The sequence below is a fragment of the Paraburkholderia heleia NBRC 101817 genome (assembly GCF_000739775.1).
Classification (GTDB): domain Bacteria; phylum Pseudomonadota; class Gammaproteobacteria; order Burkholderiales; family Burkholderiaceae; genus Paraburkholderia; species Paraburkholderia heleia.
Map to the genome: position 1 here is coordinate 115,019 of NZ_BBJH01000025.1, position 25,741 is coordinate 140,759.

The 25,741-nt window shown below is 66.4% G+C and carries 22 protein-coding genes; 15 read left to right on the forward strand and 7 right to left on the reverse strand.

Annotated features, from left to right (window positions below):
* Positions 1 to 5: 5 nt before the first annotated feature.
* A complete protein-coding gene (locus tag BHE01S_RS21345) occupies positions 6 to 656 on the forward strand; it encodes a LysE family translocator (RefSeq protein ID WP_042267414.1) in 651 nt (216 codons plus the stop codon).
* On the opposite strand, the gene BHE01S_RS21350 is transcribed toward BHE01S_RS21345, so the two are convergent.
* The 7 genes from BHE01S_RS21350 to BHE01S_RS21380 form a co-directional block, all read right to left on the reverse strand.
* Positions 653 to 1,315, reverse strand: a complete 663-nt coding sequence (locus BHE01S_RS21350) for a gamma-glutamylcyclotransferase (RefSeq protein WP_042267415.1) — start codon at positions 1,313 to 1,315, stop codon at positions 653 to 655. The genes BHE01S_RS21345 and BHE01S_RS21350 overlap by 4 nt on opposite strands.
* Before the next feature lie 136 nt (positions 1,316 to 1,451).
* A complete protein-coding gene (locus BHE01S_RS21355; protein ID WP_042267417.1) occupies positions 1,452 to 1,823 on the reverse strand; it encodes a type II toxin-antitoxin system RelE/ParE family toxin in 372 nt (123 codons plus the stop codon).
* The gene (locus BHE01S_RS21360) at positions 1,820 to 2,116 is read right to left on the reverse strand and encodes a type II toxin-antitoxin system prevent-host-death family antitoxin (protein WP_042267419.1); all 297 of its coding nucleotides are present in this window, start codon (positions 2,114 to 2,116) and stop codon (positions 1,820 to 1,822) included. The genes BHE01S_RS21355 and BHE01S_RS21360 overlap by 4 nt, the downstream gene beginning before the upstream one ends.
* A 192-nt stretch (positions 2,117 to 2,308) precedes the next feature.
* The gene (locus BHE01S_RS21365) at positions 2,309 to 3,340 is read right to left on the reverse strand and encodes an SGNH/GDSL hydrolase family protein (RefSeq protein WP_042267421.1); all 1,032 of its coding nucleotides are present in this window, start codon (positions 3,338 to 3,340) and stop codon (positions 2,309 to 2,311) included.
* Positions 3,341 to 3,466: 126 nt separating this feature from the next.
* A complete protein-coding gene (locus BHE01S_RS21370) occupies positions 3,467 to 4,621 on the reverse strand; it encodes a GGDEF domain-containing protein (protein ID WP_042267422.1) in 1,155 nt (384 codons plus the stop codon).
* A 318-nt stretch (positions 4,622 to 4,939) separates the two neighbouring features.
* On the reverse strand, positions 4,940 to 6,235 hold the full coding sequence (qhpG, locus tag BHE01S_RS21375) for a flavin-dependent monooxygenase QhpG (protein ID WP_042267424.1): 1,296 nt from the start codon (positions 6,233 to 6,235) through the stop codon (positions 4,940 to 4,942).
* 380 nt (positions 6,236 to 6,615) lie between these two features.
* Positions 6,616 to 7,725 (reverse strand): purine-nucleoside phosphorylase, encoded by a 1,110-nt coding sequence (locus BHE01S_RS21380; RefSeq protein ID WP_042267425.1) that lies wholly within the window; start codon positions 7,723 to 7,725, stop codon positions 6,616 to 6,618.
* A 266-nt stretch (positions 7,726 to 7,991) separates the two neighbouring features.
* On the opposite strand from BHE01S_RS21380, the gene BHE01S_RS21390 reads away from it, so the two are divergent.
* The 14 genes from BHE01S_RS21390 to BHE01S_RS21450 all read left to right on the forward strand — a co-directional run bounded on the left by BHE01S_RS21390 (position 7,992) and on the right by BHE01S_RS21450 (position 25,727).
* Positions 7,992 to 9,917, forward strand: coding sequence for a potassium transporter Kup (locus BHE01S_RS21390; RefSeq protein ID WP_042267503.1), 1,926 nt, complete (start codon positions 7,992 to 7,994; stop codon positions 9,915 to 9,917).
* A gap of 145 nt (positions 9,918 to 10,062) precedes the next feature.
* A complete protein-coding gene (locus tag BHE01S_RS21395) occupies positions 10,063 to 10,572 on the forward strand; it encodes a hypothetical protein (RefSeq protein WP_042267427.1) in 510 nt (169 codons plus the stop codon).
* Between the two features lie 409 nt (positions 10,573 to 10,981).
* Complete coding sequence (locus BHE01S_RS21400) at positions 10,982 to 11,566, forward strand: DUF2760 domain-containing protein (RefSeq protein WP_042267429.1); 585 nt, start codon at positions 10,982 to 10,984, stop codon at positions 11,564 to 11,566.
* Positions 11,563 to 13,416, forward strand: a complete 1,854-nt coding sequence (locus BHE01S_RS21405; RefSeq protein WP_042267431.1) for an Hsp70 family protein — start codon at positions 11,563 to 11,565, stop codon at positions 13,414 to 13,416. The genes BHE01S_RS21400 and BHE01S_RS21405 overlap by 4 nt, the downstream gene beginning before the upstream one ends.
* Before the next feature lie 5 nt (positions 13,417 to 13,421).
* Positions 13,422 to 16,217, forward strand: a complete 2,796-nt coding sequence (locus tag BHE01S_RS21410; protein ID WP_042267433.1) for an Hsp70 family protein — start codon at positions 13,422 to 13,424, stop codon at positions 16,215 to 16,217.
* 95 nt (positions 16,218 to 16,312) lie between these two features.
* Positions 16,313 to 17,023 (forward strand): YceH family protein, encoded by a 711-nt coding sequence (locus BHE01S_RS21415; RefSeq protein WP_042267435.1) that lies wholly within the window; start codon positions 16,313 to 16,315, stop codon positions 17,021 to 17,023.
* Between the two features lie 73 nt (positions 17,024 to 17,096).
* Positions 17,097 to 17,372, forward strand: coding sequence for a hypothetical protein (locus tag BHE01S_RS37950; RefSeq protein WP_157025542.1), 276 nt, complete (start codon positions 17,097 to 17,099; stop codon positions 17,370 to 17,372).
* A gap of 181 nt (positions 17,373 to 17,553) precedes the next feature.
* On the forward strand, positions 17,554 to 19,062 hold the full coding sequence (locus tag BHE01S_RS21420) for an amidase (RefSeq protein ID WP_052406029.1): 1,509 nt from the start codon (positions 17,554 to 17,556) through the stop codon (positions 19,060 to 19,062).
* A 46-nt stretch (positions 19,063 to 19,108) separates the two neighbouring features.
* A complete protein-coding gene (locus tag BHE01S_RS21425) occupies positions 19,109 to 20,425 on the forward strand; it encodes an MFS transporter (protein WP_042267437.1) in 1,317 nt (438 codons plus the stop codon).
* A 217-nt stretch (positions 20,426 to 20,642) separates the two neighbouring features.
* The gene (locus tag BHE01S_RS21430; protein ID WP_042267438.1) at positions 20,643 to 21,755 is read left to right on the forward strand and encodes a porin; all 1,113 of its coding nucleotides are present in this window, start codon (positions 20,643 to 20,645) and stop codon (positions 21,753 to 21,755) included.
* A gap of 126 nt (positions 21,756 to 21,881) precedes the next feature.
* Complete coding sequence (locus tag BHE01S_RS21435) at positions 21,882 to 22,613, forward strand: TenA family transcriptional regulator (protein ID WP_042267439.1); 732 nt, start codon at positions 21,882 to 21,884, stop codon at positions 22,611 to 22,613.
* Positions 22,614 to 22,717: 104 nt separating this feature from the next.
* Positions 22,718 to 24,172 carry an aldehyde dehydrogenase family protein gene (locus BHE01S_RS21440; protein ID WP_042267441.1) on the forward strand — a complete coding sequence of 485 codons (1,455 nt, stop codon included), beginning with the start codon at positions 22,718 to 22,720 and terminating at the stop codon, positions 24,170 to 24,172.
* Positions 24,173 to 24,203: 31 nt separating this feature from the next.
* Positions 24,204 to 24,683 carry a GlcG/HbpS family heme-binding protein gene (locus tag BHE01S_RS21445; protein WP_042267442.1) on the forward strand — a complete coding sequence of 160 codons (480 nt, stop codon included), beginning with the start codon at positions 24,204 to 24,206 and terminating at the stop codon, positions 24,681 to 24,683.
* Between the two features lie 15 nt (positions 24,684 to 24,698).
* The gene (locus BHE01S_RS21450; protein WP_042267443.1) at positions 24,699 to 25,727 is read left to right on the forward strand and encodes a 2Fe-2S iron-sulfur cluster-binding protein; all 1,029 of its coding nucleotides are present in this window, start codon (positions 24,699 to 24,701) and stop codon (positions 25,725 to 25,727) included.
* Positions 25,728 to 25,741: the final 14 nt, after the last annotated feature.

A 25,741-nucleotide genomic window follows, 5' to 3' on the forward strand; every position in this document is an offset into this window, starting at 1 on the left:
GGGACATGCTGTTCGTCAAAGCGGTGACGATAGGATTTTGCATCGCCGCACCCGTCGGGGCCATCGGCATGCTGTGCATCCAGCGCAGCCTGAGCCGCGGCTTCTGCTCCGGGTTCGCAACCGGCATGGGCGCCGCGTGCGCGGATGCGTTTTACGGCTTGCTCGGCGCGCTCGGGGTGGCGGGTATCGTCGCGGCCCTGCCTATGCTGACGGTGGTGTTGAAGGCGGCGGGCGGGGCGTTTCTGGTGTGGATGGCGTGGACCATCGCGCGCGAGTCGCCGCGCGCGCCGGCCGCCGTGCAGGAAAACTTGCGCGCGCCTGTCACGCGTGACTTCCTCACGACCTTTGCACTGACGCTCTCGAACCCCCTGACCATTTTTTCGTTCATCGCCGCTTTTGCGGCGCTCGGGCCCCTGCCTGCCATGCCAGGCGAACAGGGCGCGCCGGGATGGCCTGCGGCGGCGCCGATGGTGACCATGGTGACGGGCGTGTTCGCGGGTTCGGCCGTGTGGTGGTTGTTCCTGAGCGGCGTGACCTCCTCGTTGCGTACCAGGCTGCCGCTCGCGTTCACGCGCGGCATCTCCATTTTTTCCGCAGTAGCGATTGCCGCGTTTGGCGTCGTTCAGATGGTGACGGGTCTCGCGCGACTCGCTTAATACGTCGTTTCGAAACGTTCGAGGGCTTGCGCCACTTCCTCGATGTAGGCGTCGGTCATCGCGCAGTCGGCAAGCGCCTGTCTGAGCTGGAACACATATTCCGCGTTGCTGCCGAGCGGCCCATGAGCCTGGGCAATTGCGCGCGCGACAGTCGCAGGGCTCGAATCGGCCTCGTATTGTCGCGGGCAGGTGCTCGCCACGAACGCGAGCGCGTGCCGCGTCTCTCCCGTGGTGAGCGTGACGGCGGTCCAGGCCGGCGTATAAGCGCCCGTGAGCATCTCGCGGGTCCAGAGAATGTGAAGCTCTTCGTCGAGCGTGGCGGCATCGAGCCGCAGCACCACGCCTTGCGTATGGCCGCCGCGCTCCAGCGCGAGCATGCGCCCGGGGCGCTGCGGCGTGCCGCGCCCGCCGAACAGGCGAATGCAAAAGCTCCGGCGCCAGCCATGCAGCGTGGCGCTCGCGCGCCGGTCGAAGTGTGAGAGCGGATTCCACATGAGCGACCCGTAGCCGAATACCCAGACTTCCTCGCCGGCGGGGCGCTTCGCCATCGTTTCGGCGAGCGACTGGTCGATTTGGGTCTGCGTCCAGAGAATTTCCGGAGGGAGATGGCTGAAACTCTCGAGAAACGCGCCGGAGCGAATGGCGTCTCTGTTTAGCATGGCGTTGACGGGCGGTGGGGCTACGTCACGAAGTATGCGGTCGGCGAGGGCGTGGATAAAGTGGCTGGAACGCGATGCTGCGTTCGACTGGGGACGACAATCGGGTTGCACTTGCCCCGCAGGGATGCCGCAGCCATCAATCGGTCAGTGGTGCGTAGCCGAGTTCGCGCTGGTGTCGAATCGAGAGCACGATCGCGCGCGTTTCGGAGTGGGCATACAGGATCACGTGCGATCGCAGCACATATTCGCGGAAATCGGGAACATCAGCTTCGATTGCCAGACGCTTTAGCCTGTCGAGCCGCGTCTGTCCCTCAATGGTCTGCGCCGCAAGGAACTCGGCGGGGCGGCCGAGTTGCGGATGAATCATCACGAGATCGCGGAAGCGAAAAATTTGCTCCCAAAGGTCATCCATCCGCTGCGGCGCTGACGACGAGTCCTGCTCCAACACGAATTCGCTGATCGTTTCGAGGCGCTTTTCGAACGTTTCTGCAAAATCGACCCGGATCATTTGTGCGACTCAGAACGACGTCGCATCGACTCCCGAATGTCCTCCAGGGACTTTGTACGTCCGGCGAGCGCATCTTTTAGGCCCTTCTCAGCGTCTTCGATCATGATCAGCCGCCCGTACTCGGCTTCGAGGGCGTGATAGAAGTCGAGCTTTCTCGCATCGACGAGTGCAACAAAGGCTGCGCCATTTTTCGTCAGCACCTTTTCGGCACCGGCGACTACGTCGTCCGCCAGTTCGGTGAGTCGCGCGCGTGCTTCGCTAATCGGGACGACGTCTTGGGACCGAATAGACATAAACCTCTTCCCTGTACAAAATTCGTTAACGAAAACATACACATGGGACGGCGCATGGTCAAGTCCTGCTCCGGACTTCTCCCATGGACCCGTCATCGCCGTTGTGAACACTTGGAGCGAGATCAACTCGTGCGAGGCCCGGCGAGGATCACGCCAGCCCAGGCTGCCGCTGCTGCCGCATGAATCCAGCACTCAATGACCCAGACCGCTCGCCGCGATCTGCTGCTCGACATACTGCGCGAACAGCGTATGCGTGTGCGTGGTCGGGTGGAGGTCGTCGGCGAACATATAGGTCTGGTCGGCATTGGCCGAGACGTAGGTGGCTGGCGAGCAGAGCAGCGAGGTGTTATCCGGCGTTTTCGACGGGGCGCACGCCTGGGCTGTGTTGGACACGGTAAATCCGCTCGCCTGGAAGTTTGCGACGAGCTGGGTGATCCAGGTGTAGGAATCGACTTCGATTACCTTGCCCTGCAGGCCGTTCGCCTGCAGGGCGCCGTTCAATGTCGAGTCGAAGAGCTGCGAGAGCTGGGTCAGGTTCGCGCCGCCGTCGGGCGAGGTGATGCCCTTGGGCGAGAGACCGACGTTTGGCACGTTGATCACCACGACATGTGTGGCACCGGCCTGCACGATCTGCCCGACGATTTGTGCGAGCGTCGTGGCGGCAGTCTGCACGACCGTGTTGGCACCAGGCGGGTTGCCGGCGCGCAGCACGTCGTTCGCGCCTGCCCACACCAGGACGAGCTGGCCGGAGTTGAAGCTGCCGTGCGCGGAGAGATAGCTCGAAACCTGCTGATTGACCGGCATTTCGATGTTGCCGATCACGTCCGAGAGGAAGTCGTACTGGTCGGCCGGTGTGGCGACCGTGGCCCCGCCTTCTGCGTAGCCGAAGCCGCCTTGCGCGCTCAGCTTGTGATCGAGACCGACCGTGTACGCGGCGTTCAGGGTGTCCCCATAATACTGCGCGACATCCTGGGACCAGACCTGACCGGGGTTGGTCGTGAACCGGCCGCCGCCCACGGCGCTCGCAAGCGGCGCGTAGGTGCCGACGTCGGAAAGGCTGTCGCCGAACGAGACGACCTGCAGCTTGACGCCGCCCGCCGGCGTCGTGCCGCTGCTCGAGCCACCGCCGCTTCCGCCACCACCACCGCCGCCGCCGCAAGCCGCAAGCAGGAAAATCATTCCAGCGGAAATTGCCGCACGAATCCGGGAATCGATCGTTGCCATTGTGCCCCCTTACCCGCTTGACGCGATTGCACCCGCGACCGGATAGGGCGGGCTCAAGAAGGCAAGCAAAAAGAATGCGCGCAGCCTACAAATAGCTGACACGAGTGCCAGACGTGGCGTGAGGCGCTAGAGAACCAGCATTTCGAGCCGGTTGCCGCCCAGCGCTTTCGCGCTGTAGAGCGCGGCGTCGGCGGCGGCCAGCAGGTCGGAGAGCGTGGACGCTTCGTGACCATGCTGCGCGAGGCCGATGCTCACCGTGGCGCGTATGGCGACGCCATCGACCTTGTTCATGGCAGTTTGAGCGAAATGCCTTGCGATCGCCTCGCCCGCCGCTTTGGCGCGCAGGCGGTCATGGCCCGGCAGCAGGGCGGCAAATTCTTCACCGCCTATGCGCGCGAGGATCGCCTCGGCTCCCATGGCGCTGCGGGCAATCTCCGCGAACGTCTTGAGGACCTCGTCGCCGGTCTTGTGGCCGTAGCGATCGTTGATGGTCTTGAAGTGGTCGAGATCGAAGGCAAGCAGCGAAACCGGCTGCCGCGTGCCGATCTCGCGCATCACGCGCTCGCCTTCTTCGAAGAACCAGCGGCGGTTGCCAAGGCGGGTCAGGTAGTCCGTCTGGGACTCGCGCAACAACTGCCCATACGTTTCCTCGCGTATCAGCCTGATCAGGGCCATGGGCAGAATGACCGAATACAGTACGCCCTCATACATCGTGATCTTGCTGACGAGCGCGACGAAGCCGTCCCCGTAGCGGCTGCCCAGCCACGGAAGGACAAATGTCCTGAAGACGTAGAAGAGTGCGTGGAATCCCGTGACGAACGTCGCGGCGTGGCGCGACTGCATCCCTTTCATGCCGTCGCCGCGCAGCAGCTCGCGCGACGTCATGGCGCTCACCAGCGCAATGGGAAACGCGCTCGCGTAGTACCACATGGCCTGCGGATGCCGTGCGCCCCATGTGGCCCATGTCAGCGCAATCAAGGCGAGCAGGGCGATCGAAGCCGCCCGGTATTGCCGCCCGTTCAGCGTCGCGACGCCATGCAGAACCAGCAGATAGCCGGCCATCATGATGAGGTTGCTCAGGGCTGAGCCCCAAACGCCGGGCAGATCGGTGCGGACGAGCACCGCGGCGCAGCCGGTTGCGAGGGTGGCGTAGCCCCCGGCCAGTATCCGCAATGCCTTGCTGCGCGCGGGATGCGTACGATGCTCCCAGAGCGTTATCAGGGAACTGGCGAGCAGGGTCCCGATCAGGAGGAGGTAGATGGTAAGTAGATCGACGTGCATCGCTGGCGTGGGGCTTCTACGCCGGTACATCGCGGCGAACGCGCATTTTACGCCGAAACTTGATGCCGCGAGGCACGTTCCCTGATTGTCCGCCGCGTGCCTGCGGCGTCATGCGTCGCGCCACGCCTCTACGCATTCTGTATCGAGCCCGAACGGGTCGGGCGCGCGGCTCACGAATGTTCGATGCGCTGGGTCAGATGCGCCGGTGTGGGCGGGAGATCAGTAGTGCGATGGAATTGCCGGAGTTTGGTGTTCGGGACGCTTTCGCTCTTCCCTGATTTCAGGAAAAGGCAAAAACGAAAAGGCAAAAGCGCCGGCCTAAGGATAATCCTGCATGGCAAGCCAGTGCCTTACCATCCGCGCCTGATCTGCATCGAGCGACTTGAGCACCTGCTCAGCGGGCTCCCTGCGCAGCGCCTCGACCACGGCGGCATCACAAAGATGCCAGATGCCAAGCGGCTGGTCCGGGCTCGCGACCACATCCGCTTCGGCAATCATGCCGCCATCGATCACGGGCGCGCGTCCCACGTTCAGCTCGTTGAAATCGGCGCTCACGTGAGCGGGGCGGTCGTCTGGCCATGCACCACGCGTTTGCCAGAATGGCTGCGTCGTCCAGCGCTGTTCGAGCGCATAGACATCGCGTCCGGTGCGCGCGAAGCGCATGAACAACTGCTCGATGCGCTGCTGGTGAAAGCGCAGCGCGAGCGGTGCGCGCTCGGGCCGGGCCAGCAGCGTGTGGATCACCGCGGGCGCCTGCAACGCAGAGGTGAGCGACTGGAACACGCCATTGCCCGCGAGCGGATCGACGGCCATGGCGGCATCGCCCACGCGCAGCCAGTTGTGACCGCCGGTACGGCCGCATAGCGTTGCGGTGCTGCTGCGCGCATAGAGGCGTGCGTCGTTCGCGGCGTCGCCCGCGAAGAAGTCGCTCGCAAGCGGCGCGTGGCGCATGCGCTCGCAAAACGCGAGCAGTTCATCGCGCTGCGGCAGTTCGGGATTCGTGACGTCCAGCGTCAATTGCCAGTAGCAGCGGCCGTCGCCCAGACGCGCCATCCATGCCCACCCGGCAGGCAGGCTTTCCACCGCAGTGGCTGCTGCGCCCGCGCGGCCCTTCCATACGTTCAGCAGGCTCACAGTTTGCGGGCCGCGCGTGGCATCGCGCAACAGCGGCGCGAGGCGCCCGCGCGCTTCGACCAGAAAGTCCGCGCGCAGCGTGAGCGGTCCGTCGGCGGTTTCGATCATGAGATCGTGACCCGCGCAAGACGAATGCAGCGAGCGCAAGTTCGCCTCGATCACGTCCACGTCCGCGCTACACAGATCGTCGCGCAGGGCCGCATCGAATACCCGCCGGTCCACGAGGAATTCCGCGTTGAGCGTTTGCAGCGCGCCGTTCCAGAGTGTGGTGCGCACGCATGGCCCTTCGCCGCAACTGGCTGCGCGATGCAGGCCCGCACGGCGCAGCGCTTCAATCGCGCGTGCCGATAAGGCTTCGGCCGCGTCGAAGCGGCGCCAGTCGCTCACCACCCGCACGCGATATTCGAGTCCCGCCAGCGCGCGCGCAACGGCCGCGCCCGCCGGCCCCGCGCCGAGCACGACGATGCTGGCGGCATTCATGACGCGTACGCTCGCGAATGCGCCCACCCGTGCACGCTTGCGAACATGATGTGCGTGACGGCATGAAGGGGAGGGAAGTAACCGTGCATGCTGTCCCCCGTGGAATCATGGCGCATCGCTTCGCGACCCCGGCGCTGCGCTTGAATGGTGAAACCTAATCTGGCATAGATGCCGCGATAAAGCTATCCGGTCAAAGGAGAATTTCAGTAGCGGAAATCCCGTACTTCGATGCGCAATGCGTATGAACGATCGTGCGCGGTAGTTGCTTTGCGAATTGGCGATGCGTGACGGGTAACGGCGCGCGTCGATCGTCTGTATTCCTCACAAGGATGGTTCGATGCAACGAGGCAAAGCGGCAAAGCGGCAAAGCGGGGACAGGGCTAGCGAGGCGACGCCGCAGAGGCATCTGCAGGAATGCCATGCTGCCATTCGCTCCAATGCGTGACGATGGTCTGCACGAGCGGGTGGCCCGCGCGAAAAAGGTTTTCCAACGCAGGTGCGAAGCCGCCCTGGCTCGCATAGTTCAGCAGATTCGCCGCGTTCGATTCTCCCGCATACGGACGATCGAAGTCCGAGCCCGCGCGCAGGACGGCCACGCGATCGAGGTCCACGCGCTGCGCGCGCGCCGCGCGGCTGAGTGCTTCGAACGTGGCGTTGTCCTCCTGCTGCGTCATGCAGTACACGCCTTGTCCGCCCGTCAGCTGGCGCGTGAACTCGCTCGCCCTCGTGCCGAGCGCCGTGCCCGACCACCAGGTATCGTCGGCGACCGAGTCGCATCGGATCACCTTGGGCGGCCGGTTGGCGGGAGCGTAAGCATATTTCGCGCGCGCGGCCTGGGCCTGCGCGTTATCCGCGAGCGTCACGTCGCGCGAGATTGCCCAGGCGGCCGAGGTGAGCCTCGGATTGAGGCGGAACACTTCGGTGCGGTAGTCGAGCGCGGGCTTGTCGCCAGGCCCTTTCGTATTGATGCCGAGATAGCCGGTGTGCCAGCCGCGCGGGCGGCCATCGCCGTCGATCTCCCACTGCAGGCCGAAATCGACGAGCCAGTCCGACCAGGCCGCCGAGCCGGTCGTGCCCCGCTCGGGGTTCACACCCGCAATGCCCGCGATGAGAAAGTAGGTCTTGCTCAGGTCGAACTGCGGCGCGAAGGCGAGGGCCATCGTCGAAGCGGCGGCATTCGCATGGCCCATGCCGGTCGTCATCACGCAGACGTCGTCGGCATTGCATTGCACATCCGGATAGTCAGGAGAGAGGCCCGCGATTGTCACGGACTCCCAGGGACCGAGGCGATCGAGCCATGTTTTGGCTTCGGGCGCGAACATCGTCACGATCATGACTTTCACCGGACGTCCGTGAGCGGCGGCGCCCGCTTGCGCGAAGGCCGCGGGTCGGGCAGAAAGCGTTGCGATGTCCTGTTGCGCTGAACGGGGCTGCGTCGCGCAGGCAGCGAGCGCCAGCGCGGCGCTGAGAAACGTGAGGCGGGTTCGCATTGTGCAACTCCTTTTCTTTATACGCCTGACACGCGGCCCGATTGATCGGGAGAATATTCAGGAAAATACGCTCGACTATGACAGTTTTGCGAACGCACGGCAGCTGACGCCGCGCTGTTGCTATCGCCGCCGGGTGTCACGCGAAGCGCATTTTCGCGCCAAGTTCCTATACTTCGACTAGTGCGCCCGACGAGGCAGCCTCGCCAATACGAAGCGACAAGGCCGCGCGGCCCCCGGTCCGCATGCGGCAGCACAAGGAGGGAGACATGGGACAATCCGCATCCGCGGCGCCCGCGCACGGACGCCTTGGCGACTCCGGCCCGCATCGCCCGGCGCTTCCCGCGCTCGCGCTGGCCGCCCTCGGCGTGGTCTACGGTGACATCGGCACGAGCCCGCTCTACACGCTCGCCACCGTGTTCGATCCCAGCAACGGCCTTGCGGTCAATGCTTTCAATATCGTCGGCATCGTCTCGCTGATCTTCTGGTCGCTCATGATCGTCGTCTCGCTCAAGTACGTCGCACTCATCCTGCGCGCGAACAATCACGGCGAGGGCGGCATCATGGCGTTGCTCGCGCTCGCGGCTTCTTCGGTTGCGGCGCGGCCGCACCTGCGTACCGCGCTGCTCGTGACCGGGGTGATGGGCGCGGCGCTCTTCTTCGGCGACAGCGTGATCACGCCGGCCATCTCGGTGCTGAGCGCAGTGGAAGGCCTCGAGGTGGCCGAGCCTGCCCTCAAGACCTATGTGATTCCGGTGACGCTCACAGCGCTCATCGTGCTGTTCGTGACGCAAAAGCACGGCACGGGCGGCATCGGCGCCGTGTTCGGTCCGGTGATGGTGCTGTGGTTCGTCGTGATCGCCGTGGCGGGAGTGGCCAACATCGCCTCTGCGCCGGCCGTGCTGTTCGCGCTCGATCCGCGCGAGGGCATCGCGTTTTGCCTGCATCACCGCTGGCTCGCCTTCGTCGCGCTGGGCGCGGTCGTGCTCTCGCTCACGGGCGCCGAAGCGCTCTATGCCGACATGGGCCATTTCGGCAAGCAGCCGATTCGCCTGACGTGGTTCGGCATGGTATTTCCCGCGCTCGCGCTCAATTACCTCGGGCAGGGCGCACTGCTGCTGGCCAACCCCGGCGCCGTGCAAAACCCGTTCTATCGGCTCTTTCCGCAATGGACCATCGTGCCGATGATCGTGCTTGCGACCGTCGCGACCGTCATCGCATCGCAGGCCGTGATTTCGGGCACCTACTCCATGGCGATGCAGGCCATGCAACTCTCCTTCTTGCCGCGCATGAATATCGTGCACACCTCGGAGCGCGAAATCGGGCAGATCTACGTGCCCGGCATCAACTGGATCCTGCTTGTCGCCGTGGTCGCTGCGGTGGTGGGCTTCCGTTCGTCGACGGCGCTCGGCTCCGCTTATGGCATCGCCGTGACCGGCACGATGCTCATCACGACGTTCCTCACGTTCTTTGTCGTGCGTTACGCGTGGCACTACAACTGGCTGCTGTGCGTGTTCGCCACGGCGTTCTTCTTCGTGATCGACGCCATGTTCTTCTCGGCCAACCTGCTCAAGATCGTGGACGGCGGCTGGTTCCCGCTCGTGATCGGCGCACTGATGTTCACGGTCATGGCGACCTGGGGCAAGGGCTGGGAAATGATGGCGGCCGAGGCACGCGTGCGCGCCGGCAAGAAGCCCCTGAAGCCCTATCTCGCGACGCTGCTCGAGAGTTCGCCGGTGCGCGTGGGCGGCACGGCGATTTTCCTCACGCCGAACGCCGACGCCGTACCGCACGCGCTCGTGAACAACTTGCGGCACAACCGGGTGTTGCACGAACGCGTAGTATTCCTGAGCGTGAAGACGAAGGACGTGCCATGGGTGGCCGAGCGCGAGCGCGTGATGGTCGAACTGCTATGCCCGGGCTGCTACTGCGTCGTCGTCAACTACGGATTCAAGGACGAGGTGGACTTGCCGCGCACGCTCGCCGCCTACAAGTCCGCGGACTTGACATTCGATCTCGACGAGACGTCGTGGTTCCTCAGCCGCGCCGTGGTGGTGCCGACGCGCGGCCACGGCATGTCGCTCTGGCGCGAGCGTCTTTTCGCGGTGATGCTGCACAACGTCGGGAATATCGCCGCGTTCTTCAAGCTGCCGGCCAATCGCGTGATCGAGGTCGGAGCGCGCGTCGAGATCTAGCCGGCTCGACGCTCGCGGGCTGTGGCATACGCCCGGGCTGTCGCGCTGTCGGGAACTCAGGCGTAGGATGATCGGAATCGCATCGTCGTCATGTGACAGCGAGCCGGTTGCAGGCGGCTCGCCGCATGACCGAAGGAGGGCCATCATGAGACGCCTCTATTTCCTCGCTCCCGACACCACCACGGCGCAGGCGATCGTCGACGATCTGCTGCGCGCGCGCATCACGTGGCGTCATATTCACGTGCTCGCCAATCACAGCGTGGGGCTAGAACGCTTGCCCGAGGCGTCGCTGCTGCAGCGCAGCGACGTCGTGCACGCGCTGGAGCGCGGCGTGATGTTCGGCGCCGCGACCGGCGCAATCGCCGGTCTCGTGGCGCTGATGTTTCCGCCCGCGAACTTCGATATCACGGGCGGGGTGGTGGTCGCGCTGACCCTCGCGGGCGCGATATTCGGCGCCTGGGTGGCCGGCATGATCGGCGTGGACGAACCGAACACGCGGCTCTCGCGCTTTAACGGGCCGATCGAGCACGGCCAGTTGCTGGTCATGGCCGATGTGCCCGGCTCGCGTGAAGCGGAAATCGAGGCGAACATCGCGCAGCATGTTCCGCGCGCCGACGTGGAAGGCGCGGAAGCGACGACCCCCATCTTTCCCTGAAAGGGCCGGGGCTTCAAAGCGAATCGCGGCGGCGGCGCGGGCCTGAGCGTATGCGCATGCCGCCAGTCGCGCCCCCATTTCATCTACCTCGGCCTCATCGCGTCTTTTCAGGGCCGCAGCGTTGAACCGGGAACAGCCGAAGTTTTGCGCGCTGCCCCACGCGTCTTGCCCGGCGCCCCGCCCGCCGTCAAGGCTCCGCGCCCCCGCCGGGTACGCCATTCCCCCCGCCGGATCCGCATTTTGACCGGCTTGCGCCCGCGACAAGGCAAAATACGGGTTTTGAGCCCGTGCCGGGCTCGAGTTTCCCCTGCCGGCCGCCTCCCTCCAGGCATCGATCGGGCCTCGTTGCGAGCCCGGCAGGTCGGCTCGCCTTGCCTGCGAGCCCTCAAGCGCTATTGGAGTCGTCTACATGCCCGAATCGAATCTGTCTTTCTTCGGCCGCCTTTCGGTCGCACTGGGATCGTTCTTCGCGATCCTCGGCGACGGCGAGCTTGCCGCCAACGTGCGCCGTCTGCGTGAAGGCGGGTTTGCACCCGCCGCCGCTGCGCCGGCGCCCGCCGCGGCTCCGGCCGCGAAGGCGGCACCGGCGCCCACGCCCGCGGTCGTCAAGGAAGCCACGCCCGACGCCGCGCTCCAGCTGCTCGGCCTGCTCCAGCGCAACGCGCGCTTCGTCGATTTCGTCGAGGAAGACATTGCCGGCTATGCCGATGCGGACATCGGCGCCGCCGCCCGCATCGTTCACGAAGGCTGCCGCGCCACGCTGCGCGACCACTTCGCGATCCGCCCGGTGCGCAGCGAGTCCGAAGGTTCGCGCGTGACGCTGCCGGCCGGCTTCGACGCCGCCGCGGTGCGCGTGACCGGCAACGTGGTAGGCGAGGCGCCGTTCAGCGGCAGCCTCACGCATCGCGGCTGGCGCGTCGAGGAGGTGAAGCTGCCGCAACTCGTCAAGACGCACGACGCGCGCATCATCGCGCCGGCGGAGGTGGAGCTGTGAGCGATCCGCGTTATTCGATTGGCGTCGATCTGGGCACGACGCACTGCGCGCTGTCCTACGTCGACCTCGGCGCCAGCGATGGCGAAAAGACCCAGCAGGGCGTGCTGAACGTGACCCAGCTGACGGCGCCGGGCACGCTGGAATCGCCCGATCTGCTGCCTTCGTTCCTGTACTTGCCGCATGCGGGCGAGCTGACGCCGGGCGACCTCACGCTGCCGTGGACCACCACGCGCGAGTACGCCGTGGGCGAGCTTGCGCGCAGCCGCGGCGCGGGCACGCCGATCCGTCTCGTGTCGAGCGCGAAGAGCTGGCTGTGCCACCCCGGCGTGGATCGCCGCGCGGCCATTCTGCCCAACGACGCGCCGCCCGAAGTCGCGCGCGTGTCGCCGCTCGAAAGCTCGGTGCGCTATCTCACGCACCTGCGCGAGGCCTGGGACCACGCGCATCCCGAGGCGCCGTTCGGCGAGCAGGAGATCACCGTCACGATTCCGGCCTCGTTCGACCCTGCCGCGCGCGAGCTGACTGCCGAGGCCGCGCAGGCGGCGGGCTACGCCAACATGACGCTGCTGGAAGAGCCGCAGGCGGCGCTCTACAGCTGGATTCAGAAAAGCGGCGGCGCGTGGCGCAAGGAAGTGAGAGTCGGCGACATCATCCTCGTCGTGGACGTGGGCGGCGGCACGACCGACCTTTCGCTGATCGCCGTGGTCGAGCGCGAAGGCAATCTCGAACTGCATCGCGTGGCCGTGGGCGAGCACATTCTGCTCGGCGGCGACAACATGGACCTCGCGCTGGCGCACGTGGTGGCGCGCAAGCTCGCGGCCCAGGGCACGCAGGCCGATCCGTGGCAGCTGCGCGCGTTGACCTATGCGTGCCGCTCGGCCAAGGAAACGCTGCTGAGCGACGCCGCGGTCGATACGGTGCCGATCGTCGTGCCGAGCCGCGGCTCGAAGCTGATCGGCGGTTCGATCCGCACGGAACTCACGCGCGCCGAACTCACGCAGATCATTCTCGAAGGTTTCTTCCCGCAGGTGGATGCCGCCGCGCGCCCCGCCGTGCGCACGCGCGTGGGTCTCACGCAGCTTGGCCTGCCGTATGCACAGGACGCGGGCGTCACGCGCCATCTCGCTGCCTTCCTCGGCCGCCAGGTGCAGGCGCTCGCGGAGCTCGAAGGCTTTGGCGCGCAGAATCCTGGCGCGGCTGGCGCAAGCTTCCTGCATCCCACCGCGGTCCTCTTCAACGGCGGCGTGTTCAAGTCGGCGCTGCTCTCGCAACGCGTGCTCGACATCCTCAACGGCTGGCTCGCCGCCGAGGGTGCCGCGAGCGCGCGTCTGCTCGGCGGCGCGGATCTCGACCTCGCCGTGGCGCGCGGCGCGGCCTATTACGGCTACGTGAAGCGCGGCAAGGGCGTGCGCATTCGCGGCGGCACGGCGCGCGCGTATTACGTGGCCGTCGAATCGGCCATGCCGGCGGTGCCGGGGCTCGAGCCGCCCGTGTCGGCGCTGTGCGTCGCGCCGTTCGGCATGGAAGAGGGCACTCAGGCGGCGCTGCCGCCGCAGGAGTTCGGCCTCGTCGTGGGCGAGCCGGTGCACTTCCGCTTCTTCGGCTCCTCGGTGCGGCGCCAGGATCAGGTCGGCGCGATGCTCGACTACTGGTCGCCCGAAGAGTTGCAGGAGCTGGAGGCAATCCAGGCCACGCTGCCGACCGAAGGCCGCACGCCCGGCGAAGTGGTGCCCGTGAAGCTGCATGCGCGCGTGACGGAGGCGGGCACGCTGGAGCTTGAAGCCATGCCGAGCGGGACGAACGAGCGCTGGAAGGTCGAGTTCGACGTGCGCGGTGGAGCAGGCGACTGAAGCCAATGAAGCAATACGTCGTCGGCATCGACCTGGGGACGAGCAATACCGTCGTGGCTTACGTGGAGGCAGGCGGCGACGCCATTCGCGTGTTCGACGTCGAGCAGCTCACCGGCCTCGGGGAGGTGGGCGCGGAGAAAATGCTGCCTTCCGCGCGTTATCACCCGGCGGCAGGCGAGCTTGCGGCGGGCGATCTGCGTTTGCCGTGGAGCCGGCCTTCACCGGGCGACGACGCCGTCGTCGGCCGCCTCGCGCGCACGCTCGGCGCGCAGGTGCCCGGCCGCCTCGTGGCAAGCGCGAAAAGCTGGCTCTCGCACGCCGCGGTGGACCGCCTCGCGCCGATCCTGCCGTGGGGCGCGCCCGACGACGTCGCCAAGGTCTCGCCGGTGACCGCGAGCGCGAGTTATCTCGCGCACGTGCGCGCCGCATGGAACCATCGTTTCCCGCATGCGCCGCTCGAAGATCAGGACGTGGTGCTCACCGTGCCCGCCTCGTTCGACGACGGCGCGCGCGCACTCACGCTCGAAGCGGCGCGGCAGGCATTGCTGCCCGCGCTGCGCCTGCTCGAAGAACCGCAGGCCGCGTTCTATGACTGGCTGTATCACCATCGCGCGACGCTCGATGCGCAGCTGGGCGCTTCGCGCCTCGTGCTCGTGTGCGACGTGGGCGGCGGCACGACCGACCTCACGCTCATCAAGGTGCAGTTCGAGGGCGGCGAGCCGCGGCTCACGCGCATTGGCGTGGGCAATCATCTGATGCTCGGCGGCGACAACATGGATCTCGCGCTCGCGCATCTGGCCGAAAGCCGGCTCGCGAACGCGCAAACGCGCTTGAGCGCGGCGAGCCTTTCGCAGCTTGTCGAGCGCTGCCGCGTCGCGAAGGAGCAGTTGCTCGACGCGAGCGCGCCCGAGTCCGTGCCGATCACGCTGCTCGGCGCGGGCGCGCGTCTCGTGGGCGGCGCGCGCACCACGCAGCTCGGCCGCGAGGAAGTCGCGCAGATCGTGGTGGACGGCTTCTTCCCCATGGGCGCTGCCAGCGACCTGCCGCGCCGCTCACGCGCGGCGATCGTCGAGTTCGGCTTGCCCTATGCCGCCGATCCGGCCATCACGCGCCATATCGCGGCGTTCCTGCAGCGCTTCGCCGCGCAGTCTCGCGAGGCGCTGGGTGCTTCCGGCACGGCCGGTGAAGCGCAAACCGCGCTGCCCATGCCCGACGCGCTGCTGCTCAACGGCGGCGTGTTCCGCGCTCGCTCGCTCGCGCAGCGTCTGGCCGACACGCTCGGCACGTGGCGCGGCGAGCCGCTCAACGTGCTGCAGAACGATCAGCCCGACGTGGCCGTCGCGCGCGGCGCGGTCGCCTATGCGCTCGCGCGCTCGGGCCACGCGCCGCGTATCGGCGGCGGCTCGCCGCGCAGCTACTTTCTCGTGCTCGATGAAGGCGCGGGGGCCGATGCCCTACCGCGTGGCGTGTGCGTTCTGCCGCGCGGCACGGAGGAGGGCCGCGAACTGCATCTGGACGACCGCACGTTCGCATTGCAACTGGGCCAGCCGGTGCAGTTCCACCTCGCCTCGACGGTGGCCGACACCGCGTGGCAACCGGGTGAGCTGGCCGACCTCGCGGCGGGCGACTTCGTGCGCCTGCCGCCGCTCGCGACCGTGGTGCCCGCAGGCGGCGATGCAAATGCGGCGCGCGAGCGCCCCGTCAAGCTCACGACTGCGCTCACGGAAGTCGGCACGCTGGAGATGCACTGCATCGCCACCGACGACGCCTCGCAGCGCTGGCTGCTCGAATTCGCGCTGCGCCGCGCGGAGCACGAGGGTGGTGCGGGTGCGGCGAACAGCGGGTCGCGCCATGCGGGCCTCGACGAAGCCATCGAGGCGATCGAGCGCGTGTTCGGCGCGCGCTCCGCCAAGGTCGACGCGAAGGAAGTGAAGCGCTTGCGCGCGCATCTCGAAGAGCGGCTCGGGCCGCGCCAGAACTGGGACGGCCCGCTCCTGCGCGAGTTGTTCGGCGCGCTCTGGGAGCGCGCGGGCAAGCGCCGGCGCTCCGCCGATCACGAACGCCTGTGGCTGAACCTCGCCGGCTTCTGCCTGCGTCCGGGCTTCGGCTATCCGCTCGACGAATGGCGCGTCGAGCAGCTCTGGACGCTCTTCGACGACGGCATCCAGTTCGTGGGCGAAGGCCAGGTGTGGTCGGAGTGGTGGACGCTCTGGCGCCGCGCGGCGGGCGGTCTGAACGAGGCGCAGCAGAACGAGGTGCTCGAGGCGATGACCTACCTCGAAGAGGCGGCGGGCTCGAAGCGCCACAAGCTGCCCTTCGACCCCGCGAAGCTGGGCGTGCCGGACATGATCCGGCTCTATGCGTCGCTCGAACAGATTGCGGCCGAGCGCAAGATCGAGATCGGCGAGCGGCTGTTGCAACGGCTCCGGAAGCCTGCCGAGAATCATCAGACGTGGTGGGCCGTGGGCCGCATCGGCGCGCGCCAGCCGTTCTACGGCAGCGCGCATGGCGTGGTGCCGCGGCAAACTGCCGCGCTTTGGCTCGACGCGATTCTCGCGCTCGACTGGAAGAAGGTCGAGCCGGCGATGTTCGCTGCCGCGCAAATCGCGCGCATGACGGGAGACCGTTCGCGCGACCTGCCCCCCGAGGTGCGCGAGACCGTGGTGCGCCGCATGGAGTCGGCGAACGCGCCGCCCACGTGGGTGACGATGGTGCGCGAAGTCGTCGCGCTCGATACGGCGGACACAGGCCGGGTATTCGGCGAGGCGCTGCCGGCGGGGTTGAAGCTGATCGCGGGCTGATCGCAGTCCGACCGGCACCCGACTTCTGCAGGAGGCCCGGCGCGCGTATGATCGAACGCCTGATTCCAACCGAACCACAGCGGACTGATCTGCCCATGAATTCTCCTGCCGATGCTTCCTCGCCGCGTGCCTTGCGCGCGCTCTCGCCGATCGAGGCGCGTATCGTCGGCGTGCTGGTCGAAAAGCAGCACACGGTGCCCGACACCTATCCGCTCTCGCTCAACGCGCTTACGCTCGGCTGCAACCAGAAGACCGCGCGAACCCCGGTCATGAACGTGAGCGAAGCGGACGTTCTGGCCGCCGTCGAAGATCTCAAGCTGCTGAGTCTCGTGTTCGAAGGCAGCAGCAGCCGCGTGCCGCGCTTCGAGCACAACCTGAACCGCGTGCTCGGCGTGCCGAGCCAGGCCGTGGCGCTGCTGACCGTGCTGCTGCTGCGCGGCGCGCAGACGGCAGCGGAATTGCGCCTGAACTCGTCGCGCCTGCACGGGTTCGCCGATGTCTCGTCGGTCGAAGGCTTCCTCGAAGAGCTGGCCGAACGCGAGCCGCCGCTCGTCGTGAAGCTGCCGCGCGCGCCGGGCGAGCGCGAAAGCCGCTGGATGCATCTGCTGTGCGGCGAGGTCAACACGGCGAGTTTCGTTGCTGCGGGAACCATCGCGCCCGGGGCTCGCGAGGATGCCGGCGAAAGCGTTTCGCTCGCGGACTTCGAGGCGGTGCGCGCCGAGCAGCAACGGCTCGCGGAAGAAGTCGCGCGTCTGCAAACGCTCGTCGCGCGCATGGCCGCCGAACTGGGCATGCCGCTCGACTGAGCGCCGTCACTGCGCTGTCGCGCCATGGACGCCGCGCCCGTCCTGTGTCCAGCGCCTGCGCCAGGTGCGCGGCTTGGCGCTCATCGGCAATCTGCATCAGCTGAACGCGCCCAAGCTGCATCGCGTGCTCCAACAGTGGGCGCAGGAGCCTGGTGCGCCGTATCGTTTCCAGCGCGCGCCTGAATGGCTTAAAGACGAGCTTGCCGAGTGCGGGCTACGAGTCTGCCGCGATCCACACCGACGATTCCTGGATAAGAGCCGGATCTCGCAGATCGAATCGGATCAAATTGGGAGCATCGACCGAAAACGGCCGAGTCCCGAACCAGTCGTCGCGTCTTCTGCTGCATGACCATTGCATGTGATCCGACGTACTCGACAGGTCGCCCCGGAGATCCGCCGGCATGGCCGAATAAGGCTGGAAACAAGGACGGGCCGAGCGGACCCGCGGCACGCACCGTTCGCTTTTCCGTGCTTGACAAGTTAAATTTGGCTTGAGACGGTATACAAAATACTATCGACCAAGACAAACCATGTCCGATTCTTTTGCCGTCGTCCGCCCCACCGGCATGGCTCCACAAGCGCAGCCTGCCGCGCAGCCGTGGCGCTACGAGACGATTGCCGCGGCGGCGGCCGCGTTGCGCCGGCGGGAGGTCAGTTCGAGCGAGCTCGTCGCCGCCTGCGAGGCAGCGTGGCGAGCGGACAACGGGACGATCAACGCTGTCGTGGTGAGCGATTTCGCTCGCGCGTACACCGTGGCCCGCGAGCGCGACGCCGAACTGGCGGCCGGCCGCGAACGCGGCCCGCTGCATGGCGTGCCGTTTACGATCAAGGAGTCGTTCGACGTGGCGGGCTGGCCCACCACGGTGGGCGACCCGGGGTATCGCGGCAATCTCGCCGTGCGCCATGCGGGCGTGGTGCAGCGCCTGTGCGACGCCGGCGCGGTGCTGCTCGGCAAGACCAACGTGCCGTTGTGGCTGCGCGACTGGCAAAGCTATAACGACATCTATGGTACGACGCGCAACCCTCACGATCCGGCGCGCACGCCGGGCGGTTCCTCGGGCGGCAGCGCCGCGGCCGTCTGCACGGGCATGGCCTTCTTCGACGTGGGCTCCGATATCGGGTCATCGATCCGCAATCCTGCGCACTATTGCGGCATCTTTTCGCACAAGAGCACGCACGGTCTCGTTTCGCTCGAAGGACACGGCTTGCCTGGCGGCGTCGCGCTTCCGGACATCAACGTGGCGGGGCCGCTCGCGCGCAGCGCCGCCGATCTCGAGCGGGTGCTGGCGGCGATCATCGGCCCGAATGAGGAGTCCGTCTGCGCCTTGCGCTATGAATTGCCCCGCTGCGAGCTTTCCGGGCTGAGCCATATTCGCTTCGGCATACTTGGCAATCACCCGGTGGCCGAAGTCGATGCCGACGTCGAGCGCTGTATCGTCGACCTGGGGCGCGCACTCGAGCGCCATGGCGCCAAGGTAGTGTGGGACGCGCGCCCGCAACTCGACGCAGCGGAACTCCTGCGCACCTACACGCTGCTGTTGCGCGCCTCCACATGCGGCTATCTCGGCGACGACGCTTTCGCAGCCGCCTTGCGTGCAGCCGACGCCGCGGCCCCCGGCGACGACAGTTATGCGTCGCTCCAGTACGTGGGCGCTGCGTTGCGCCATCGCGACTGGCTCAAACTGCAGCCGCTGCGCGAGCGCTATGCCGCCGCATGGCGCATGCTGTTCGAGCGCGTGGACGTGCTGCTGTGCCCGGTTGCCGCCACGGCGGCGTTCCCGCTCGACGAGGCGGGTGCGCCGTGGCAGCGCACACTGAACGTCAATGGCAAGCCACAGCCGCTCACCACCCAGCTCTTCTGGGCGGGTCATTCGGGCCTGTGCGGATTGCCTTCCACGGTTGCTCCAGCAGGACGCACGGCGCAGGGCCTGCCCGTGGGTGTGCAGATCGTCGCGCCTCGCTACCACGACCTGCGTTCGATTCGCGTGGCGAGCCTGCTGGAAGCGGCCGGTTACGCCTACGCGCCGCCCACGCGCTGACCCAGGGCGTTCTTTCATTCCCCGATAGTTTAAGGAGCACGCGCTCATGTCCTGGTTCACATCGCTGTCGAAGAACGAAAAGCGTGCCTTTGCCGGCGCGTTCGTCGGCCATGCCGTCGACGTCTACGACTTCATGATCTATTCGTTCCTCATTCCCGTGCTGCTACAGACCTGGAACATGAGTAAGGCGACCGCAGGCAGCATCGTCACGTGGACGCTGATCGCCTCGCTCGTCGGCGCGATCGGCGCAGGGCTGCTGGCGGACCGCTACGGCCGCGTGCGGATTCTGCGCTGGACCATCGCGCTGTTTGCGCTCTCGTGCTTCGCCAGCGGCTTCGCGAACTCACCCGCGCAACTCGCGGTACTGCGTGCCGTACAGGGGCTGGGTTTTGGCGGCGAGTCTTCGCTGTGCATGGTGCTCGTGACGGAGATGATTCGTAATCCAGCGCATCGAGGCAAATTCTCCGCCTTCACGGCCAGCAGCTATTCGTTTGGCTGGGCAGCAGCGGCGCTCGCCTATAGCGCGATTTTCAACTGGCTGCCCGCCGAATGGGCGTGGCGGGTCTGCCTGTTCGTGGGCGTGCTGCCGGCGCTGCTGGTGGTCTGGCTGCGCCGCAATCTCCAGGAGCCGGAGTCGTTTGCACGCACGCTTGCCGCGCGCCGCACGGCAAGCGCGGGCGGCGCGTTGCGCGCCGTGTTCAGCGGGCGCCTGGGCGCGCGCACGCTCTGGTGCAGCCTGCTTTCGGGCGGCATGCTCGGTGCGTACTACGCGATCGCTACTTGGATGCCGATGTGGCTCAAGACCGAGCGCGGGCTTTCGGTCACGGGCACGGGCGTCTGGCTGGCAGTGACAATCGGTGGGTCGCTCGTGGGCTACGCGCTGGGCGCGTGGTCCACGGACCGAATCGGCCGCCGCCCGACCTACATCCTGTTCGCCGCGGGCGCTTTCGCCATGAGCAGCACATACATGATGGTGGACGCGTCCGCGCCGGTTATGCTTGTGCTGGGTTTCCTGCTGGGCGTGCTGATGCAGGGCACGTTCTCTGGCGTGGCGGCTACCATTTCGGAAACGTATCCGCACGCCATTCGCGCCACGGGCTATGGCGTGGCTTACAACGTGGGACGCGTGATCGGCTCGATATTCCCGTTCACGGCAGGGTGGCTAGCGAGCGGACACTTCACGCTGACGCTCGCCATACCGCTCGTCGCGGGCGTGGGCTATTGCTTCGTCGTGTTCGCAGCATGCATGCTGCCGGAAACGAATGGCATCGCGCTCGACGACGTCGATGCGGACAATCTCGATTCGCTTGGGCAAGCGGCCTCTGTGTCGGTTGGTCAAGCCGTTCCGGATAGCCCGCGCTAGTTCTTCCGCCGAAGAGCCGCGAAGGGTGCCGTCTGCACGCTCGTGCGCGGCTTCTCCGATCCGGTTTCCCTGGGACTGCGAATCACAAAATCTTTCTGCCGGACTGTGTCTTGTATTTTTGTATACAGCATACTTAAGTAAAAGGAAGCGCTGAGGAGACAGATACGGCGCTCCATCTCGTTACCGCTGGTCTTTCAACAAAAAGAGGAATCCCCGCATGAAAAGGACTTTCTGGAGTAGAGCAGGGCTTGCGTGTCTTTCGGCGAGCTCGCTGAGTTCGGTCGCGGCGCACGCGCAGAGTAGCGTCACGCTTTATGGCCTGATTGACGTGTCGACCATCTATACGACCAATCAGGGCGGCGGCAGCTCGGTCGCCATGGCGAGCGGCACCACGCGGGGCAGCCGCTTCGGCCTGCTGGGCTCGGAGGACCTGGGCGGCGGCTCGCGCGCGATCTTCCGGCTCGAAAACGGCTTCGACGTGACGGATGGCTCGCTCGGCCAGGGCGGCCTGTTGTTCGGACGCCAGGCCTACGTGGGCCTCGAGAACGACCGGCTCGGGCGTCTCACGTTCGGCCGTCAGTACGAGTCGATGGTTGACTACGTGGCACAACTCACCGCTGCCGACTGGTCGGTCTACATGGAGCACCCGGGCGACATGGACCTGACGAACCGCGGCGTGCGCGTGAACAATGCCGTGCGCTATGGCAACAGCTACGGCGGCTTCACGGGCAGCGCGATGTACAGCTTCGGCGGGGTGGCCGGCAGCTTTGGCAGCAACAGCATGTGGAGCCTTGGCGGCAGCTACGCCGACGGGCCCCTCTACGTGGGCTTCGGCATGACCTACGCGCGCCAGCCAGGCAACCTTTCGCCGGGCACGTTCTGGAAGGACACGAACTCCGCCGTGGGCGAGTACGCGCTCGCGGCCCATTCGTTCTTCACGGTGGGCGGCGGCGCGTCGTACCTGTTCGGCAAGGCGAGGCTGAGCGCCGATGTCACGCACGTCGAGTACAAGCAGGGCTTCGAAGGGCAGGACGTGAACTTCATGAATTACGAAGTCAACGGCATGTACTTCTTCACGCCAGCGCTTTCGGCGGGACTCGGCGTGACCTACACCGACGGCTCGGTGGACGCCAGCGACGCCGATCCGCGCTACCTCCAGTACAACGCCGTGCTCAACTACGCGCTCTCCAAGCGCACGCAGCTCTATGCGTTTGCCACCATGCAGCGCGCCCTGGGCGACGCCCAGATCGCGCAGGTCACGCAGTTCATCCCGGCCTCGAGCAGCAACAAGCAGTCGTCAGTGGGCATCGGTCTGCGTCACGCGTTCTAGGGGAAACCAGGCATTTCTTGAATTGGCAATTTCTAGTGTATTGTATACAGTGTACACTAACTAAAGAGATAACCCGATCCGCTGGAGGCTTGCAGCGGATCCCCATCCTGAACGAAGGAGTTACACATGGCAGAGCTGATGGACCGCGAGACATTCCGCGCGGCACTCGAAGAGGCAATCAAGGGCAAGAGCGCGAACAAGGCGCCGTTCAGCATCGCGTGGGCAAGCGGCAAGCTCACGCGTGCGCATCTCGCCCGCTGGGCCGAGAACCACTACCACTACGTCGGGCCGTTTGCCGACTACCTCGGCTACCTGTACGCGCGAACGCCCGACCACATGACCGAGGCGAAAGACTTCCTGCTCGCGAACATGTACGAGGAAGAGATTGGCGGCGACCGTCATACCGACCTGCTGATCCGCTTCGCGGAGGCTTGCGGCACGACGCGCGAGCGCGTGATCGATCCGGACAACATGTCGCCGACCACGCGCGGCCTGCAGGGCTGGTGTTATGCGGTGGCGATGCGCGAAGACCCGGTCGTGGCCGTGGCGGCACTCGTGGTGGGCCTCGAATCGCAGGTGCCTTCCATCTACCGCAAGCAGACGCCGACGCTGCGCGACCTCTACAAGTTCACAGACGAGGAAGTCGAATTCTTCGATCTCCATATCGTTTCCGACGAGATTCACGGTGAACGTGGCTACCAGATCGTGCTCGAGCATGCGAACACGCCGGAGTTGCAGCAGCGCTGCCTGAAGATCTGCGAAGTGGGGGCGCAAATGCGCCTGCTGTACACCACGGCGCTCTATTACGACTACGTCGAAAAGGAAATTCCGCTGCCGGAACTGGGCCTCGCCGCCTGAGCACCACGCGTGCGCCGGGCCTGCGGTGCGCCGCGCCATTGGGGCGTGCGCGCTGGAGGCCCACGCACCGTCAAGCCCCCTCTTTTCAGGACCGTTGCACATTCATGACTAACGTTCCCACGTATCTGAACTACATCGACGGCGAATGGTGTGCGAGCCTCGCGGGCACCACCTTCGACAACGTCAATCCGGCCGACACGCGCGACGTCGTGGGGCGCTTCCAGGCCAGCACCGAAGCCGATGCACGCGCCGCCGTGCGCGCGGCATCGTCGTCTTTCACCGCCTGGAAGCGCCTCGCCCCGGCCGCGCGCGCCAGCATCCTGCTCGCCGCCGCTGCGTACCTCGAACGTCATGCCGAGCGCTTCGGCGACGAACTTACGCGGGAGGAGGGCAAGCAAAAGGCGCTCGCCAGGGACGAATTCATGCGCGCGGCGCAGACGCTGCGCTTCTATGCGGTGGAGGCGCAGTCGTACGGGGGCGAAACCTTCCCGAGCGACGACGCCGGCATGATGGTCTACACCGTGCGCGAGCCGCTCGGCGTCGTGACTGTGATTTCGCCGTGGAATTTTCCAGTGTCGATTCCTGCGCGCAAGATCGCCCCCGCGCTCGTCTGCGGCAATACGGTGGTATTCAAGCCCGCATCCGACGCGCCCTTGAGCGGACTGCGCCTGACCGAGGCGTTCGTCGAAGCCGGCATCCCGAAGGGCGTACTGAATTTCGTCACGGGCAGTGCGGGCGCAGTCGGCCCGGCGCTCGTGAGCGCACGCGAAGTCCGGGCGATATCGTTCACCGGCTCGACCGCGGCCGGCGAACAGATTCACCGCGCCGCGTCGCTCTCCACACGCACGCAAATGGAATTGGGCGGCAAGAATCCGCTCATCGTGCTCGATGCGGCCGAAATCGACCGTGCCGTCGATCTCACGATCAAAGGCGGCTTCTCGCTTTCGGGGCAAGCCTGCACGGGGACGAGCCGCGTGCTCGTGGCACGCGCCATCCGTGCGCAATTCGTCGAGCGTCTTGCCGCAAGAACGGCCGCCCTCGTGGTGGGCAACGGCATGACGCCGGGCGTGGACGTCGGCCCGCTCGCCACGGCTGGCCAATTGCGCACGGTGCTCGACTACATCGCGGTGGGCAAGCAGGAAGCCACCCTCGTGTGCGGCGGCGATCAGCTTACGGAAGGCGAGTTCGCGCACGGCTATTTCGTCATGCCGACGATCTTCGCAGACGTGCCCCGCGACGCCCGCATTGCGCGCGAGGAGATTTTCGGGCCGGTGATCGCCGTGATCGATGTGGACGATTACGAAGATGCCATCGCCGTGGCGAACGACAGCGAGTACGGCCTTGCCGCGGCGCTCGTCACGCGCGACGCGCAACTCATGCATCGCTTCGCGAACGACATCGAGGCGGGCACCGTGAAGATCAACCGCACCACCACGGGCAATCTCGTCAACGCGCCGTTTGGCGGCCTCAAGCGTTCCAGCACGGCCACGTTCCGCGAGTCGGGGCGTGACGGGCTCGAGTTCTATCTGCAGACCAAGACCGTCTATCGCGGCGCGTAACGGTATTTCTCATCGACATCTCCAATCAGCCATGAAAGCATTTTTCAAACTCGAGTTGGCCGAAGCGCGCCACATGATTGCCGCGGCCGTCGCGCGCTCGCAGCAGATCGGTGTGCTCGAATCGATCTGCGTGGTCGACGAAGGCGGTTTCCCGCTCGCGCTCGAACGCATGGACGGCGGCCGCATTACCGGCCCGCAGATCGCATGGAACAAGGCCTTCACGGCCGCGGGTCACAAGCGCTCCACGCACCTGTTCACCACGCCGCCCAACGGTCCGGCGCTGCCTGGTAACGAGGCGTTCGGCATTCAGTGGAGCTTCGAGGGGCGCTTCGCGGCGTTCGTGGGTGGCTTCCCCATCGTCGTCGATCAGCAGGTGGTGGGCGGCGTGGGACTGTCGGGCGGCAACGGCGAACAGGACACGCAGGCCGGGCTGGCGGCACTCGGCGCATTGCGCGATCTGTTGCGCGAAAGCGGCCGCGAAGTGCTCGTGCAAGCCGACATCAAGCTCTGACAAGCGAGGCACGGCATGAACTCCACGAGCTTTCGCATCACCTGGATCGAGGCGCAGCGCAGCTTCGTTGCAGACGCAGCGGAAACGGTGCTCGAAGCCGCGCGGCGAGCGGGCGTCACGCTGCCCGCCGAATGCGAATTCGGCGGCTGCGGCACGTGCCGGGTGAAGCTGGTCGAAGGGCGCGTGCACTACGACGAGCCGCCGCTCGCGCTCGCTCCCGAAGAGGAGGCGTTGGGCTACGCGCTCATGTGCCAGGCGCACGCGCAAGCCGATCTCGCGATCAGCACCGGGCGCTTGCTCGATGCCCCCGCGCCCGCACAGCGCCGCCGCGCCAAGGTGGTCCGCAGCGAGCGCCTGTGCGGCGGCGTCACGCGGCTCGTGCTCGCCTTCGAAGACGGTGCGCCGTTCGTGTTCCGGCCCGGCCAGTACCTCGACGTGCTGCTCGGCGAGGCTGGCTCGCGCAGCTTTTCGATGGCCTCGCGGCCCGGTGAGGCCGAGGTCGAGCTGCAGATCCGCGAGATCGAGGGCGGCTACTTCACGCAGACGCAACTCGCAGCGCTGCGTGCCGGCGATCCGCTCGATGTCGAAGCGCCGCTAGGCGCCTTCGGCTATCACGAGGAGGACTATCGGCCAATCGTGATGGTGGCCACGGGAACGGGCGTGGCGCCTCTTGCCAGCATGCTCGCCACGATGCTCGAGACCGGCGATGCGCCGCCCGTCGAGTTGTATTGGGGCGCGCGCACCCAGGAGGACCTCTACCTGCACGAGCATTTCGTGCAACTGGCCGCGCGCCACGACGATTTCCGGTACGTGCCCGTGCTTTCGCGCGCGGACGATGCCTGGGCAGGCGCGCGCGGCTACGTGCAGGACGCCGTACTCGCCGGGCATGACGATCTTTCGGAGTACGCGCTTTACCTGTGCGGCTCGCCGGCCATGATCGCCGACGCGCGCCGTGCCTTCCTCGCACGCGGCGCGAGCGTGCGTTACCTGTACGCGGACAGCTTCACGTTCCAGCACGCGCAGCCCGCCGCTGCAGGAGTTTGAAGAACGCTGCAAAG

Bases quoted from the DNA above. Each gene is read 5' to 3' on its own strand.
- BHE01S_RS21345 (WP_042267414.1), top strand. From the start codon at position 6: ATGCTGTTCGTCAAAGCGGTGACGATAGGATTTTGCATCGCCGCACCC.
- BHE01S_RS21350 (WP_042267415.1), bottom strand. From the start codon at position 1,315: ATGCTAAACAGAGACGCCATTCGCTCCGGCGCGTTTCTCGAGAGTTTC.
- BHE01S_RS21355 (WP_042267417.1), bottom strand. From the start codon at position 1,823: ATGATCCGGGTCGATTTTGCAGAAACGTTCGAAAAGCGCCTCGAAACG.
- BHE01S_RS21360 (WP_042267419.1), bottom strand. From the start codon at position 2,116: ATGTCTATTCGGTCCCAAGACGTCGTCCCGATTAGCGAAGCACGCGCG.
- BHE01S_RS21365 (WP_042267421.1), bottom strand. From the start codon at position 3,340: ATGGCAACGATCGATTCCCGGATTCGTGCGGCAATTTCCGCTGGAATG.
- BHE01S_RS21370 (WP_042267422.1), bottom strand. From the start codon at position 4,621: ATGCACGTCGATCTACTTACCATCTACCTCCTCCTGATCGGGACCCTG.
- qhpG (WP_042267424.1), bottom strand. From the start codon at position 6,235: ATGAATGCCGCCAGCATCGTCGTGCTCGGCGCGGGGCCGGCGGGCGCG.
- BHE01S_RS21380 (WP_042267425.1), bottom strand. From the start codon at position 7,725: ATGCGAACCCGCCTCACGTTTCTCAGCGCCGCGCTGGCGCTCGCTGCC.
- BHE01S_RS21390 (WP_042267503.1), top strand. From the start codon at position 7,992: ATGGGACAATCCGCATCCGCGGCGCCCGCGCACGGACGCCTTGGCGAC.
- BHE01S_RS21395 (WP_042267427.1), top strand. From the start codon at position 10,063: ATGAGACGCCTCTATTTCCTCGCTCCCGACACCACCACGGCGCAGGCG.
- BHE01S_RS21400 (WP_042267429.1), top strand. From the start codon at position 10,982: ATGCCCGAATCGAATCTGTCTTTCTTCGGCCGCCTTTCGGTCGCACTG.
- BHE01S_RS21410 (WP_042267433.1), top strand. From the start codon at position 13,422: ATGAAGCAATACGTCGTCGGCATCGACCTGGGGACGAGCAATACCGTC.
- BHE01S_RS21415 (WP_042267435.1), top strand. From the start codon at position 16,313: ATGAATTCTCCTGCCGATGCTTCCTCGCCGCGTGCCTTGCGCGCGCTC.
- BHE01S_RS21420 (WP_052406029.1), top strand. From the start codon at position 17,554: ATGTCCGATTCTTTTGCCGTCGTCCGCCCCACCGGCATGGCTCCACAA.
- BHE01S_RS21425 (WP_042267437.1), top strand. From the start codon at position 19,109: ATGTCCTGGTTCACATCGCTGTCGAAGAACGAAAAGCGTGCCTTTGCC.
- BHE01S_RS21430 (WP_042267438.1), top strand. From the start codon at position 20,643: ATGAAAAGGACTTTCTGGAGTAGAGCAGGGCTTGCGTGTCTTTCGGCG.
- BHE01S_RS21435 (WP_042267439.1), top strand. From the start codon at position 21,882: ATGGCAGAGCTGATGGACCGCGAGACATTCCGCGCGGCACTCGAAGAG.
- BHE01S_RS21440 (WP_042267441.1), top strand. From the start codon at position 22,718: ATGACTAACGTTCCCACGTATCTGAACTACATCGACGGCGAATGGTGT.
- BHE01S_RS21445 (WP_042267442.1), top strand. From the start codon at position 24,204: ATGAAAGCATTTTTCAAACTCGAGTTGGCCGAAGCGCGCCACATGATT.
- BHE01S_RS21450 (WP_042267443.1), top strand. From the start codon at position 24,699: ATGAACTCCACGAGCTTTCGCATCACCTGGATCGAGGCGCAGCGCAGC.